We start from the raw sequence: 13,860 nt of genomic DNA, 5'->3' as shown, positions 1-13,860 counted from the left end.
GAGGAAAATTGCTCACTTCACAAATGGCCCAAAAGCGATTAGCGTCGAGTTTGGACGCCCACAACAGGTGTTGTGCGGCGAATCCTTTAACTCCCCAAGCACAGAAAGTTGGAGAACTCATGGTCTTCGATGCTTTCCGTAAGCGGAACAGCCACCGCGCGGAATCCTCAGTTACCCCCCTGTGGCGCCGCGGTGCTGCAGCCCTCGCCGTAGGCGCCGTCCTCGGCACCACCGGCGTTGTTGGCGCGAGCGCCATCGATGCCCCGAGCGCTTTCGCGGCGGAAGGCGATGCTGCGGCGCCCGCACCTTCGACTGCTGCAGACTTCACTGTTGAGTACCCTGAATCGACCGTGACTGCCGGCAGCCGCGAAGGAAGCCAGGCTCCGGTCTTCAAGGACAAGGACGGCAACATCGTCGACATCCCTGAAGACGTCAAGTTCGCTAACCGTTGGTCGGGCGTGAAGGGCTACGAATACGCCGATGGCATCATGCGGCCAGCAGAAGGCAAGAAATGGACAAAGTCCAAGAACGTGTACGTGATCCGCGTCACCTTCGGCGACGGTACAACCCAGGACGTTGATCTCGTCGTCAATAAGAAGCCAGCCGACACGACCCCGGGAACGCCCGCGCCAAATCCGGAGCAGCCCGCTGACCCAACCCCAGAAGCCCCCGCGCCTGAGCCGGCACCCGAGCCTGCGCCCGAGCCGGCACCCGCGCCAAATCCGGAGCAGCCCACCGACCCGACTCCTGAGACACCTGCCACGCCCGAGACCGGCTTCGTGAACTTCGGCGTGACGATCGATGGTAAAAACGTCACCACCAACGGCAACCTTGCAGGCCTGCCCTACCCCGACGCAAGCGAATTGCCGGAGGAGCTGCGCGACTTTGAGGTGACGTTCACCGATAAGGACGGCAAATCATACAGGTCGGAAACTAAATGGCGGGGTTGGCGGGGCAAGGCCATCAGCAAGAACCTTGGCGATATTCCCGTAGGCGAATACTCCGTGTCTTTCAGTGGCTCGTACGCCAAGACTTTCCGCGTAGACCCCGAGAGCCCCCTCGTCGATGGTGGGACCACCACGGTTGAGGCCAAGCAACCCCACCTTTCCGTCGAATTCATCACACTCGACAAGGTGAAGTACGAGCCGGCTTACACGGACACGGATCTGACGCAGGGAGATGTCTCGGACGCTCCGACGTTCGACGACACGGCAACCGATAAGGTTGAGTCCGCTCCCGAGGGCACGAAGTTCGAGAAGAAGGACGGCCCCGAGGGCATCACCGTTGACGAAGAGAGCGGCGCTCTCGTGATCGGCGAGGACGTTCCCGCCGGCGAGCACAAGGTTGTTGTCGAGGTCACCTACCCCGACGGCTCCACCGACGAGGTTGAGGTGACGGTCAACGTCTCGGCGAAGCCGACCGCTGACGATTACAACCCGCAGTACACGGAGAACGAGTTCACTCAGGGTGACATCTCCTCCGCTCCCACCTTCGACGATCCCACCACCGACGATGTCGAGTCCGCTCCCGAGGGCACGAAGTTCGCCCCCAAGAGCGAGGACAACTACGGCCTGCCCGAGGGCGTCACGGTGGATCCCGAGACTGGTGCGCTCATCATTGCTGAGGACGCCGAACCGGGCAGCTACCCGACCGCTGTCGAGGTGACCTACCCCGATGGCTCGACCGACATCGTCTACGAGACGATCGTCATCAAGGCCAAGCCAGAAGCGGACAACTACAACCCGCAGTACACGGAGAACGAGTTCACCCAGGGTGACATCTCCTCCGCGCCCACCTTCGATGATCCCACCACCGACGAGGTCGAGTCCGCACCTGAGGGCACGAAGTTCGCCCCCAAGAGCGAGGACAACTACGGCCTGCCCGAAGGTGTCACGGTGGATCCCGAGACCGGTGCCCTCACCATTGCTGAGGACGCCGAGCCCGGCAGCTATCCGATCGCAGTCGAGGTGACCTACCCCGATGGCTCGACCGACATCGTCTACGAGACGATCGTCATCAAGGCCAAGCCGGAAGCGGATAAGTACAACCCGCAGTACACGGACACCACCCTCAAGCAGGGAGAGCGTTCGGATGCTCCGACGTTCGATGATCCGACCACGGATGCAGTCGAGTTCGTTCCCGAAGGCACGACCTTCGGCCCGAACGAGTACTCCCCGCTCCCCGAAGGCATCACTGTCGACCCGGAGACCGGTGAAATCATCGTGGCTGAGGACGCCGAGCCGGGCCGTTACCCGATCGCCGTTGACGTGACCTACCCCGATGGCTCGAAGGACACCATCTACGAGACCATCACCGTTGTTGGCCCGACCGATGCTGAGAACCTGACGCCGGTGTACACCGACGTCACGGTTGAGCGCGGCGAGACGGCTTTCGTCGATGCGCCGACCTTCGATGATCTCGCGACCGACGAGGTGGAGTTCGCGCCTGAGGGCACGAAGTTCACTCTCAAGGACGGAGAGATTGAAGGCGTCACTATCGACGAAGAAACAGGTGCGATCTCCTCGAACGCAACGTTCGCGTCGCCTGCGGATCACGTGTACGAGGTCCTCGTGACCTACCCCGATGGCTCGACCGACACGACTTTCGTGACCATCCACGTCGTAGAGACTCCGCAGGTCAAGCTTTACCAGCCGGCTTACACCGAGGTCACCGTCACCCAGGGTGACGTTGCCGAGGTCGCAGCCCCCGTCTTCACCGACGAGGAGACCGGCGAAGAGCGCGACATGCCCGAAGGCACCAAGTTCGCCCTCAAGGACGGTGACATCGAAGGTGTCTGGATCGACGAGGAAACCGGCGAAATCAAGTCGTCGGCAACCCACGCCGCACCTGCCACCAACGTCTACGAGGTTGAGGTGACCTACCCCGACGGCTCGAAGGAAACTGTCGTCGCCACGGTCAAGGTCGTCGCACCCGAACAGGCCACCCTCTACCAGCCGGTGTACGCCCCGGCCGAGGTGGAGCGCGGCAAGGTTGGCACCATCGAGGCTCCGAAGTTCACGGACGAGGAGACCGGCGAAGAGCGCGACATGCCTGAAGGCACCAAGTTCGCTCTGAACGATGGTGAGATCGAGGGCGTGACGATCGATCCGGAGACCGGCGCGATCACCGTTGAGACGACCTTCGCCGCGGTTGAGAACGTCTACGAGGTCCTCGTGACCTACCCCGACGGCTCGAGCGAGGTCGTTGTTGCGACGATCAACGTCATCGACACCCCGGTCGATGGAACCGATGACGGCACCGAAGAGCCCGGCGACGGCACCGAAGAGCCCGGCAACGGCACCGAAGAGCCCGGCAACGGCACCGAAGAGCCCGGCAACGGCACCGAAGAGCCCGGCAACGGCACCGAAGAGCCCGGCAACGGCACCGAAGAGCCCGGCAACGGCACCGAAGAGCCCGGCAACGGCACCGAAGAGCCCGGCGAAGGCACGGAGGAGCCCGGTGACGACGCAGGCGAGCAGCCTGGCGATGCTGGCTCCGACCGCCCGACCAAGCCGATCAAGAAGGTTCCCGCTAAGGGTGGCAGGCACGCCCTCCCGCGTACCGGTGCTGAGACCGGCGGCCTCCTCGCCGCTGCGGCCTCGCTCCTCGCTGGTGGTGCGGCTCTCGTGACTCGCCGCCGCAAGAACGAGCAGTGAGCTCACCCCTCACCGCCGTTCAGTAGCTAAAAACGGTGTGGCCCCCGCTCCTTCGGGAGTGGGGGCCACCCCCGTTAACATCGAGGCATGAGCGAACAAGTGGGCATCATTCGCGTGAGCCACAACGACCCACGCGTTACGGCGCTCCACGCCGAGAAAGACGCCGAACTCGAGCCTCGCTACCGCGCCTACTACGCCGCCCACCCCGAACACCAGGGCCGCAGCGACGAAACCCTCGACCCGGAAACGATCCTCACCGTCCTCCTCGCTGTCCACGGCAACACTGCCGTCGGTACAGTCATGCTTCGCGCACTACCTGACCGTCTCGAGGTCAAACGGCTTATCGTCGGAAAAAATACCGAGGCCAAGGCATCGCCACGGCACTCATGCAGCACATCGAACGGGACGCCGCCGCCCGTGGCGCAACCAAGCTCTACCTCCACACCGGCAGCCTCCAACAAGACGCCATCGCGCTCTACGAGAAAACCGGTTGGCTCCGCCTCCCCCAGCTCTTCGCCCCCTACAAAGACGACGGAACTTCCCAGTGCTACGTCAAACACTCATGCCACACTAAAGCCATGAACATTAACGCCGCTCCCGAAGAGCACACCCCTGAACAAAAGGCCGCCCTCGAACGCCTTTCCGTGGCTCAAGAGAACCTTGTAAAATCCCGCGAAGCCTACGAAAAAGCCGTTGAAGGGCTCGAAGCCATTAAGGCGTACAACGAGGCTATGAAACCCCTCATGGCGTACTACGACAACGGCTGGCTCGCCGATGTCACCACAACCGAGTCGATCTACGAGCGTCCCGAAGCGGCCGGCGAAGATGAAATCTGGGACATGCACGGCGGCCAATTTGAACTCATGCGCGAACTCCTCGCGCTCTCCTCAGGGTTCTTCACCCGCGTGCCCGGCGAAGAGGAGCAGGAAGGCTAACGCCCCCACCGAGGCATAAAGAAACCCTCGCACCACAAATGGTGCGAGGGTTCCTTTTCGCTAAAAGGCGATCACATCATGCCGCCCATGCCTCCCATGGCATCCATGTCGCCGCCAGCGGGAGCCTTCACCGGCTCCGGCTTATCGGCAACGACGGCCTCCGTGGTGAGGAACAGGCCCGCAATCGACGCGGCGTTCTGAAGGGCCGAGCGGGTCACCTTGACCGGGTCGAGCACGCCAGCCTCGATGAGGTTCTGGTACTCGCCGCTCGCAGCGTTGAGGCCCTCGCCCACGGGGAGCTGCTTGACCTTCGACGCCACAACGCCACCCTCAAGGCCAGCGTTCGCGGCGATCTGCTTGAGCGGAGCCTCGATCGCGACCTGCACGATCGACGCGCCCGTCGCCTCGTCACCCTCGAGCGAGAGCGAGGCGAACGCATCCTTGCCAGCCTGGATCAGAGCCACGCCACCACCGGCGACGATGCCCTCTTCGACGGCAGCCTTCGCGTTGCGCACAGCATCCTCGATGCGGTGCTTGCGCTCGTTGAGCTCAACCTCGGTTGCGGCACCCGCCTTGATGACGGCTACGCCGCCAGCGAGCTTCGCGAGGCGCTCCTGGAGCTTCTCGCGGTCGTAATCCGAATCCGAAACCTCGATCTCGCTGCGGATCTGCTTGACGCGGCCGGCGATCTGCTCGCCGTCGCCAGCGCCCTCAACGATCGTCGTCTCGTCCTTCGTCACGACGACCTTGCGGGCACGGCCGAGCACGTTGAGGTCGGCGGTCTCGAGCGAGAGGCCCACCTCTTCCGAGATCACGGTGCCGCCGGTGAGGATCGCCATGTCCTGGAGCATGGCCTTGCGGCGATCGCCGAAGCCGGGGGCCTTCACGGCAACCGACTTGAACACGCCACGCAGCTTGTTGACGACGAGCGCGGGAAGCGCCTCACCGTCGACGTCCTCGGCGATGATCACGAGCGGCTTGTTCGCCTGGATGACCTTGTCGAGAAGCGGCAGCAGATCCTTGAGCTGCGACACCTTCGACGAGGTGAGCAGGATGTACGGGTCCTCAAGAACAGCTTCCTGGCGCTCAGGATCGGTCACAAAGTAGGGCGAGATGAAGCCCTTGTCGAAACGCATGCCCTCGGTGAGCTCGAGCTCGAGGCCAGTCGTGTTCGACTCCTCAACCGTGATAACGCCTTCCTTGCCGACCTTGTCGAGAGCCTCGGCAATAAGTTCGCCGATTGCCGGGTCAGCGGCGGAGATCGCGGCGGTGTTCGCGATCTGCTCCTTGGACTCGATCTCGACGGCCTGCGCGATGAGCTTCTCGCTCACGGCGGCAACAGCCTTGTCGATGCCGCGCTTGAGGGCGATCGGGTTGGCGCCCGCGGCAACGTTGCGGAGGCCTTCCTTCACGAGGGCCTGCGCGAGAACGGTTGCGGTGGTCGTGCCGTCGCCGGCAACGTCGTCTGTCTTCTTCGCGACCTCTTTGACGAGTTCCGCGCCGATCTTCTCGTACGGATCCTCGAGTTCAATTTCCTTCGCGATCGACACGCCATCGTTGGTGATGGTCGGTGCGCCCCAGGACTTTTCGAGGACGACGTTGCGTCCCTTCGGTCCAAGGGTCACCTTCACGGCGTCAGCGAGCTGGTTCATGCCCCGCTCGAGGCCGCGGCGTGCTTCTTCGTCAAATGCGATGAGCTTTGCCATGAGTGGTAACTCCCAAAGTGTATGAGTGTGCTCCAGCCAGGTGCCCGCGACGGACGAGCCTTGCCCTCCCCTTCACGTCTGGGTTGGTGGGGCTCTCACCTCACTGGAATGCTCGCGGCGGCGCGGGTGGCGGTGGGTCCGACGGTTGCCGGAAGCCCGTTGTCACTCACGCCATGCGAGTGCTAAACCATCATAAGCACTCTGAGGCGAAGAGTGCTAACGCTCGCTGGGAATTTCTCTGGGAGCGTGACGGCGAGCCTCACGTCCACCCTTGTGGCGCGCCCTACAGCGAGCTCTACTGACCCTCGTCGCCGCCCTGACCGGCGTTATCAACCTCGGCAAGGTCGCCCGGCTCATCGATGATGACCACCGTGATGTTCGCCTTGTACTTGTCGGTCTTTTCGGCTTCAACACCCACGTACTTCGCGAGAGCTTCGGCGGTGGCCTGATCCTCGTCGTTCTTGTAGTAGACGCCGGCGCTCTTGGAACGCTTACCCGTATCGGTATCGACCTTGGTCCAGCCCTGCTCTTCGAGGGCCTTCTGCCAGCGCCCGGCCATCCCCTGCTTTCGCTTGCCGTTGAGCACGAGCACGGGAGATTCGCGATCGACTTCGGGGGCTGCTTCCTCGGACGGTTTTTCGGTAGCATCCTCGCCGCCGTTATCACCCCGGTCGCCGCCGTTGTCGCTCGCGACCGGCGCATCCTCGCCGGATGCTGCCGGTGCCGACGTCGACGACTCGACCGGAGCCGGAGAATTTTCGCTCCCCTTACCGAGACCAGAGACGGCCCACAGCACGAGCGCAAGCGCCACAAGTGCCGCGACGATCACGATGATCGTCGAAAGATTCCGCTTGAAGAACGGCTCCTCAGCACGGTGCGCGCCGTGGGCGCCCACCTGATCGGCCTCGCGGTCAAACTGGTCCGGTTCGTACGGGTACGTGCTCTGATCTGCCACGAGAACATGCTATCGGCAGTAGCGCACCGAACGCGCGATTGCGCCCGCGGCGCGCCGCACTCCGGTCCTCACGTCAGGAACGCGTACGCCCCAGCAAGCGTCGGACCACACCGGGTGCATACCGCACCGCTGCAGGATCTCGCATGAGCCGCACGAGCCGCGCGTGATAGCGGGCCGGCGTGAGGCCCGTGAGCCGCAAGATGTCGCGTTCCTTCGCGCCCGCACTGCGGTACACGCGTGCCTCGAGGTCGAGGATCGCGCGATCGGTTTCGCTTAGCTGCGGTTTATCGGCCAGTGGCTCATCGGTCATGGATTCAAGTCTAGGCACGCCCCGTACCCTGGGGGCATGAACGAGACCGCGCCACCTCCCCTGACTGCCGTTATGGCCGCCGACTGGGCCGAAGCCCTCGCGAGCGTCGAACCGAACATCCGCCAGATGGGTGCCTTTTTGCGCGCCGAGCTCGCCGCGGGGCGCCACTACCTCCCTTCCGGCGATCGCATCTTTCGCGCCTTCGAAACGCCGCTTGCCGACGTTCGCGTGCTGATCGTTGGCCAAGACCCCTACCCCACACCGGGCCACCCCATTGGGTTGAGCTTCGCCGTCGAACGCCACGTGCACCCGCTGCCGCGGTCACTTCAAAACATTTATCTCGAGCGCGAGGCTGACCTCGGCATCCCGCCGAGCGAACATGGGGACCTGTCGGCGTGGCAAAGCCAGGGCGTCATGCTCCTCAACAGAGCTCTCACAGTTGCACCGGGGGCTCCCGCCTCGCATCGTGGCAAAGGCTGGGAGCAGATCACGATGCGGGCGATCAACGCGCTCATCGAGCGTGGCGGTCCACTCGTCGCAATTCTGTGGGGGCGCGACGCCCGCTCTCTTTCGCCAATGCTCAATGCGGGTGGCGTGGGCACTATCGAGTCGGCACACCCTTCGCCACTGTCGGCGCGCCGCGGGTTCTTTGGGTCACGGCCGTTCTCGCGCGCGAACGCACTGCTCGCCGACCGTGGCGCCGAGCCTGTGGACTGGAGCACGCCGTAACCATCACTACAGGACTCAAACCCGACCCTCGAGAGTGACATCCCTCACCCTCGCAAGGGTCTAGACTTCTACGAAACCGCACCAGCCATTAAAGTTTTGGCAAAACCCCAGGTTAGAGCTCTTAAATGACTGCACTACGCGTGCCGTACGCCGGGACTTTCGGGGTTGCATTCATGGAATTAAGGCCTATAGTTACGAAGTCGTTACAAACCGGACCCGCCAACACCGCACCCGATTGGAGTCCATGGGCATGAATACTCCCCGCCACCACGACGAAGAACTGCGCGCCGAACTCATCGCAGCAGCGTCGAAGGCACTCGCCAAAGGCGGCCCCACAGCGGTCTCCCTTCGCGACATCTCCGCCGCATGCAATACCTCCACCACCGCCGTCTACTCCCTCTTTGGCGGGAAAAAGCAGCTCCTCAACTCAGTCGTCGTCACCTCCGCTGGCGACCTCGCGAAGCACCTCACCGAAGTTGACCGCGACCAGGATCCGGAAAACTACCTCATCGCCCTCGCAACCGCCCTCCACGACTGGGCTGTGAACAACCCCGAACTGTTCGACGTCATCTTCACCCAAGCCAACCAGGTCCCCGGCCGGGCAGCACAGGCCAATGGGGCCCCGGGTGCGGCAGGCACCACCGAGTCCGACACCACCTCCGGCTCTACTGGGTCCGGTCTTTCGCGTCGCGACAACCACCTGCTCACGGCATTCCGCGACCTCGGCACCAATGTTGACGAATTCGAAGCGATCGCGAAGCATCTTTCTCAGGCCATGACCGAGGGCCGCACGAAGTACGGTGCGAGTGGCGAGATTTCTCCCGAGGATGCCACGACGCTTCTGCGCGCAGTGTGGGCAAGCGCCCACGGTTGGACCCACCTTGAAATCCAGGGTTTCATCGACGCCGCGGGTTTCACCGACTTCGTGCGCGCGATGGTCAAGGCCGCGCTCAAGGCGAGCCGCGAGTAAAGAGGCCCAGCCTCGGCCACGCGCCCACCCCTGCGTCAGCCTCCGCCCCAGCACTTGCTACGCAGCCGAGCCTCAAATACATCAGTGCTCAGCCGTGGACCAACAGTGCTTACCTCTGGGCCACCAGTGCTCAGCTCTGGGCCGCCAAGCTGCAACCTATTCTTAGCCCGCCGCGAGGGTGAATTCCGAATCCGATTCCCACTTTGCGTAAGTGGTGAAAAACAGCCACCACGCGATCAGATCGCGATCTTTTCGGCAGTTTTTCATCACTTTTAACGCTTGCTTCCTCGCGGGCTCATATCACCACGCCCGCACAGGGCGCTTGTGCAACCTTCGCTTGATGTATCCCCTGAGCAACGCCTCATATTTCTGCCAATCGAAAAACACATGAGCATAGGCAAGGCGCACAACCGTATACCCGCGGGCAATGAGAACCGCGTCTCTCTCACGGTCTCGGTGATAGGCCTTTCGGTCGGCTTGATGATGCTGCCATGAGTCCAGCTCGATGACGAGCGATTGGCCCACAAGGATGTCCACCCTACCCACGTCACGAATCCACACCTGCTGCGCGAATTCGAGTTTGAGCTTCCGTAAGCGAAAGGCGAGAGCGGATTCCGAACCCGAATCGGACCGGGAGCCGGGCACTCCAATTATCCGCGCCTTCTTCTTACTCACGTGCGTAAGAATTTCGCGAACTTCGTCCCGAGTGGCAACCCCGAGTTTTAGGGCCGATTCAAGGACGATGAAGGCCTGCTCAGGCGTGCCGCACTTGACAGCCGCTATCAGCGCGTCCTTGGGACTCACAACAAGGCCGCCCCGAACTGGGCGATTCAAACGGCGATGTTTTCCCAAGTCAGATGCGCGTGCACGGCCGGTCTCAAGTCGCCGCCACGTCGTCGTGAGGTGCGGCCTTATATCCATCGGCGGGACCCAGAGCCCATAGAGCTTGAGCGCCGAGAAGCAGGTCACCCAGCAGCCACTTCTAGCGGCAACGCGGACCGACTCGGGCGTTGACTTTCGCATCGGAAGAAATCTTCCGCGTGAAACTTCGAGGAGGTCCCCACGTTCCGCACACTCCTTTATGCGAGCGCGCGTCCACCCCTGCTCGCGAAGCTGCGACGTTGAAAACAGGGGTGCTGGTTGGCGAGGCGTCATGCCTCCACTTTGGTGCGCTAGAACTCCCCGCACCAGGAGCAAGCCGCACTCGTGGATAGCCGGGGAATGTGGAGCACGAGTCGAGGCCCCGGCTTCCCTGCCGCCACTTTCCGCAAGTGGTGAGAAACAGCCGCCTCACGGCAAGGCTCATTGATCTCACGCGGTTATTCACCACTTTCGCGAGTCAGAGAGGGAGAGGAGGGAGGGCAGGGAGGATAAGGGAGGGAGGGTGAGGAGGGTGAGGAGGAAAGAAAAGGGGGATGCTGCCGTGGCAGCACCCCCCTCAGCTAATTTCAGGCCTCGAGCCCCACGCGGTAGCCCGTAGCCACCGCCTGCGCGACCTTCGCGACCTTCGACACGTCGCCCGCGGTGCGGAAGTCGATTCCCGCATCTTTGAGCTCAGACGCGAGCGTGTTCGCACTGCGCATACCGATCGCGAGTACCACGGTCTCGGCCTCGACGTTCACCGAGGAACCGTCGGCCTCGAATACCGCGCCCGAATCGTTCACCTCCACGAGGCGATGCCCGGTAAGCATGGGCACGCCGGCCTTCTTGAGCTTCGAGGTGACCGAGATGAGGTTCATGTGGAACGCGCCTGCGCCAAGCTGCGGCGCCATCTCGTAAACGGCAACTTTGCCGCCGTTCGCGGCAATGAGCTCTGCGGTTTCGAGGCCCGTCATGCCGGAGCCCACGACGATGGCGCGGCCACGCACCTCGCGCGTGCCGCCAAGCACGTCAATCGCGTCCACCACGTGATCGCCGTCGATGCCCGGGATTGGCGGCACAACCGGCACGGCGCCCGTTGCGACGATGACCGCGTCAGCACCAAAGTCTCGCACCTCGTCGGCGCTGAAGCGCGTCGAGAGTCGCACCTCGACGCCGGCCTGCTCGAGTCGATGCGTGTAGCTCTCGACGAGCCAGCCCATCGGGTCCTTACCCGGGGGGTTCGTGCCGGGCACGACCTGGCCGCCGAGGGTATCCTCAGCCTCCACGAGCGTCACCTTGGCACCTCGCTTCGCGAACGTTTCCGCCGCTTCACAGCCCGCGGGGCCGCCGCCGATCACGAGGGCCGTGCGACCTTCAGCATTGCGCTCGGGCTCTAGCGGAAACTCCGATTCGAAGCCACAGCGCGGATTGACAGCACATTCGACGTGCCCGCCCGAGAAGAGCGCCTCGAAGCAGTACATGCAGCCGATGCAGCGGGTGATGTCGGCGTCGCGACCTTCGATGGCCTTGATTCCCCACTGCGGGTCGGCGAGCCACGAGCGCCCCATGGCGATGAGGTCCACGAGACCGTCGTTGAGCATCTTTTCGGCCTGCTCGGGCTCGCGGATAATCGATACGCCCATGACGGGAATGCTCACGGCGTCACGCACGGCGCGAATCATCGGATCGCGCCAGTTGCGCGGAGTGTTGACGGGCTCGATGACGGTCACACCGGTCTCATAGGTGCCCGACGACACCGAGATGAGGTCAGCACCGTGCTCCTCACACAGCTTCGCGATACGCACGCCGTCGGCGACCTCGTTACCTTCGCCGGGCATGCCGATCAGGTCGTAGCACTGCGAGATCGAGAGACGCACCGAAATCGGGAAGTCGGGGCCCACAACCTCACGAACGCCGTCGAGAATTTCCACGAGGAAGCGGCACCGGTTCTCAAACGAGCCGCCGTACTCGTCCTCGCGCTTGTTGGTGTGCGGCGAGAGGAATTCGTCGATGAGGTAGCCGTGGGCGCCGTGAATCTCCACGTCATCCGCACCGGCTTCCTTGGCGCGGCGTGCACCGTTGATGAAGTCCTGCACGAGGCTCTTCACTTCCTCGTTTTCGAGGGCACGCACGGGAGCCTTGGTGAGCTGGGATTGAACGGCGGAAGGCCCGACGGTGACCTGCCCCTTATTGAGCTGGGGAATGCCCTGGTTTCCAGGGTGCTGGAGCTGGAGGAAAATCTTGGTGCCTCGCGCATGCACGGCCTCGATCGCTTCGGCGAGCTGCGGGACGAGCTCGTCGCGGGTCACGGACAGCTGCTTTGGGGTGCCGGCGCCGTGCTCGTCGTTCACGCGGGTGATCTCGGTGATGAGGAGGCCACAGCCGCCTTCGGCGCGCTCGAGCCAGTACTTGAGAAGGCGCGGGCCAACCGTGCCGTCGGGGTTTGCGAGGTCGCTGCCCATGGGGGTCATGACGAGGCGGTTGGGAATTTCAACGGTGTTGATGGTGAAGGGGGTGGCGAGTGTGCGCTGGGTCTGCGTGGTCGCAGTCATCAGGGGTCCTTTTCGCGTGTCGGTTATCACTAGTCACTTGTGACTCACGCTACGCCCCTAACCCCCTAGACGGCAGGACTTTCGGCGCGATGCGCCTCACCCGCGCGGGTCTCCGGCTCTCTCACGCTCGCGGCTTCTCACACAACACAAGAAAACCCAGGCCTTACGACGTAATGCCGAATCGACCTGGGCTTTCATTGGAGCTGAAGATGGGGCTCGAACCCACGACCTGCTGTTTACAAGACAGCTGCTCTACCAACTGAGCTACTTCAGCAATGCGGCGCTCGCACTAGTGTAGCGTGCGCCGCGAGTTTAGTTACCCGAATCGCTTGCGCCACCAGCATCGCTTGCGCCACCGGCGTCGCTCGCGCCGGGAGTACCCGAGGAGGCCACGGCTTCCTTCAGAGCACCGGGCTTCTGCCAGGCGCCGTCGGATCCCCATTCCTTGCCGTTGATGAACACGGCGGGAGTGGCGGGCGAGAGTTTCGCGCCAACGGGCTCGAGCACGTCGACCGCGTAGCGGCGGAACTTTTGGTCCTTGATGCACGAGAGCGTTTCCTCACTCGCGCCTGCATCCTTCGCGTAGGTTTCGAGTTCTTTGTCGCTCAGGCCGGGGCCGCCCTCGGCCGGCTGGTTCGCGAAGAGCTGCTCGTGGAATTTGAGGAACACTTCGGGCGAATCCTCGTAGGTGCACACGGCTGCGCCGCCCGCGCGAGCCGAGTATTCCGTGGTGGACATCTTCGAGGAGAGGAAGGTGCGCACATGGAAGTTCACGGTCGCCTCGCCGTTGTCGATCATTTCGTGGATGTCCGCATTATTGACCTGTTCGAAGGCGCCGCAGAACGGGCACATGTAGTCGAACACGACGTCGACGACGGGTTTCGTATCGTCGGCCTTGAAGGCGAGAGTGGGCTCTTCCTTGCTGATCGAAGCTGGCTGGTTCAGCTCGAGTTCCGGTTCGGGAGCATTCGCCTGATAAATGAGGTAGCCGAGTCCTGCCACCACCGCGAGCGCGACCACAACGATGGCCGCGATGACGGCGGTGCGCACGCGCTTTTGGCGGTTCAGCTCTTTTTCGCGTTGTTTGCGAAGCTCCACGCGCTGCGCTTCGCGCACGTCTTGAGCTGAGGGCTTCTCGGCCATGAATCCTCCGGAGGGGTCAAATATGAACGGTGAGCGGGGCTTT

10 protein-coding genes, 1 tRNA gene and 1 pseudogene are annotated in these 13,860 nt (G+C 63.1%); 5 read left to right on the top strand and 7 right to left on the bottom strand.

The window, feature by feature from the left end; all coding sequences use genetic code 11:
• Positions 1–119 precede the first annotated feature (119 nt).
• From DAD186_RS01445 to DAD186_RS01435, 3 genes and pseudogenes are all read left to right on the top strand, one after another.
• Positions 120–3,656, top strand: coding sequence for a Rib/alpha-like domain-containing protein (locus DAD186_RS01445; protein ID WP_065247204.1), 3,537 nt, complete (start codon positions 120–122; stop codon positions 3,654–3,656).
• Between the two features lie 386 nt (positions 3,657–4,042).
• Positions 4,043–4,096: pseudogene (locus DAD186_RS11275) on the top strand (hypothetical protein); the annotation flags it as partial.
• Positions 4,097–4,234: 138 nt separating this feature from the next.
• Positions 4,235–4,591 carry a DUF4298 domain-containing protein gene (locus tag DAD186_RS01435; RefSeq protein WP_236886264.1) on the top strand — a complete coding sequence of 119 codons (357 nt, stop codon included), beginning with the start codon at positions 4,235–4,237 and terminating at the stop codon, positions 4,589–4,591.
• Between the two features lie 71 nt (positions 4,592–4,662).
• Here the strand turns inward: DAD186_RS01435 and groL are convergent, their stop codons facing one another.
• The 3 genes from groL to DAD186_RS01420 form a co-directional block, all read right to left on the bottom strand.
• Positions 4,663–6,297, bottom strand: coding sequence for a chaperonin GroEL (groL, locus tag DAD186_RS01430; protein ID WP_065247201.1), 1,635 nt, complete (start codon positions 6,295–6,297; stop codon positions 4,663–4,665).
• A gap of 295 nt (positions 6,298–6,592) precedes the next feature.
• On the bottom strand, positions 6,593–7,252 hold the full coding sequence (locus DAD186_RS01425) for a LytR C-terminal domain-containing protein (RefSeq protein WP_065247200.1): 660 nt from the start codon (positions 7,250–7,252) through the stop codon (positions 6,593–6,595).
• 73 nt (positions 7,253–7,325) lie between these two features.
• Complete coding sequence (locus DAD186_RS01420) at positions 7,326–7,562, bottom strand: DUF3263 domain-containing protein (protein ID WP_065247199.1); 237 nt, start codon at positions 7,560–7,562, stop codon at positions 7,326–7,328.
• Between the two features lie 36 nt (positions 7,563–7,598).
• Between DAD186_RS01420 and DAD186_RS01415 the strand changes: the two genes are divergently transcribed.
• Together DAD186_RS01415 and DAD186_RS01410 are read left to right on the top strand one after the other, a co-directional pair.
• Positions 7,599–8,291 (top strand): uracil-DNA glycosylase, encoded by a 693-nt coding sequence (locus DAD186_RS01415; RefSeq protein ID WP_065247198.1) that lies wholly within the window; start codon positions 7,599–7,601, stop codon positions 8,289–8,291.
• Positions 8,292–8,541: 250 nt separating this feature from the next.
• Positions 8,542–9,261 carry a TetR/AcrR family transcriptional regulator gene (locus tag DAD186_RS01410; protein ID WP_167550747.1) on the top strand — a complete coding sequence of 240 codons (720 nt, stop codon included), beginning with the start codon at positions 8,542–8,544 and terminating at the stop codon, positions 9,259–9,261.
• Positions 9,262–9,561: 300 nt separating this feature from the next.
• Here the strand turns inward: DAD186_RS01410 and DAD186_RS10930 are convergent, their stop codons facing one another.
• The 4 genes from DAD186_RS10930 to DAD186_RS01390 all read right to left on the bottom strand — a co-directional run bounded on the left by DAD186_RS10930 (position 9,562) and on the right by DAD186_RS01390 (position 13,817).
• Positions 9,562–9,936: an endonuclease domain-containing protein gene (locus tag DAD186_RS10930; RefSeq protein ID WP_167550746.1), complete on the bottom strand. Its 375-nt coding sequence runs from the start codon at positions 9,934–9,936 to the stop codon at positions 9,562–9,564.
• Between the two features lie 773 nt (positions 9,937–10,709).
• Positions 10,710–12,674 (bottom strand): NAD(P)/FAD-dependent oxidoreductase, encoded by a 1,965-nt coding sequence (locus DAD186_RS01400; RefSeq protein ID WP_065247195.1) that lies wholly within the window; start codon positions 12,672–12,674, stop codon positions 10,710–10,712.
• Positions 12,675–12,872: 198 nt separating this feature from the next.
• Positions 12,873–12,948: transfer RNA gene (locus DAD186_RS01395), tRNA-Thr, on the bottom strand.
• Positions 12,949–12,986: 38 nt separating this feature from the next.
• Complete coding sequence (locus DAD186_RS01390; RefSeq protein WP_065247194.1) at positions 12,987–13,817, bottom strand: DsbA family protein; 831 nt, start codon at positions 13,815–13,817, stop codon at positions 12,987–12,989.
• Between the last annotated feature and the right edge of the window lie 43 nt (positions 13,818–13,860).

Origin of the sequence: Dermabacter vaginalis (genome assembly GCF_001678905.1) — a bacterium.
Taxonomy (GTDB): domain Bacteria; phylum Actinomycetota; class Actinomycetes; order Actinomycetales; family Dermabacteraceae; genus Dermabacter; species Dermabacter vaginalis.
This window is presented reverse-complemented; position numbering and strand designations above follow the sequence as displayed.

What these genes read in the sequence shown, in the direction of transcription:
- DAD186_RS01445 (WP_065247204.1), top strand. Translation starts at nt 120, where the DNA reads ATGGTCTTCGATGCTTTCCGTAAGCGGAACAGCCACCGCGCGGAATCC.
- DAD186_RS01435 (WP_236886264.1), top strand. Translation starts at nt 4,235, where the DNA reads ATGAACATTAACGCCGCTCCCGAAGAGCACACCCCTGAACAAAAGGCC.
- groL (WP_065247201.1), bottom strand. Translation starts at nt 6,297, where the DNA reads ATGGCAAAGCTCATCGCATTTGACGAAGAAGCACGCCGCGGCCTCGAG.
- DAD186_RS01420 (WP_065247199.1), bottom strand. Translation starts at nt 7,562, where the DNA reads ATGACCGATGAGCCACTGGCCGATAAACCGCAGCTAAGCGAAACCGAT.
- DAD186_RS01415 (WP_065247198.1), top strand. Translation starts at nt 7,599, where the DNA reads ATGAACGAGACCGCGCCACCTCCCCTGACTGCCGTTATGGCCGCCGAC.
- DAD186_RS01410 (WP_167550747.1), top strand. Translation starts at nt 8,542, where the DNA reads ATGAATACTCCCCGCCACCACGACGAAGAACTGCGCGCCGAACTCATC.
- DAD186_RS01400 (WP_065247195.1), bottom strand. Translation starts at nt 12,674, where the DNA reads ATGACTGCGACCACGCAGACCCAGCGCACACTCGCCACCCCCTTCACC.
- DAD186_RS01390 (WP_065247194.1), bottom strand. Translation starts at nt 13,817, where the DNA reads ATGGCCGAGAAGCCCTCAGCTCAAGACGTGCGCGAAGCGCAGCGCGTG.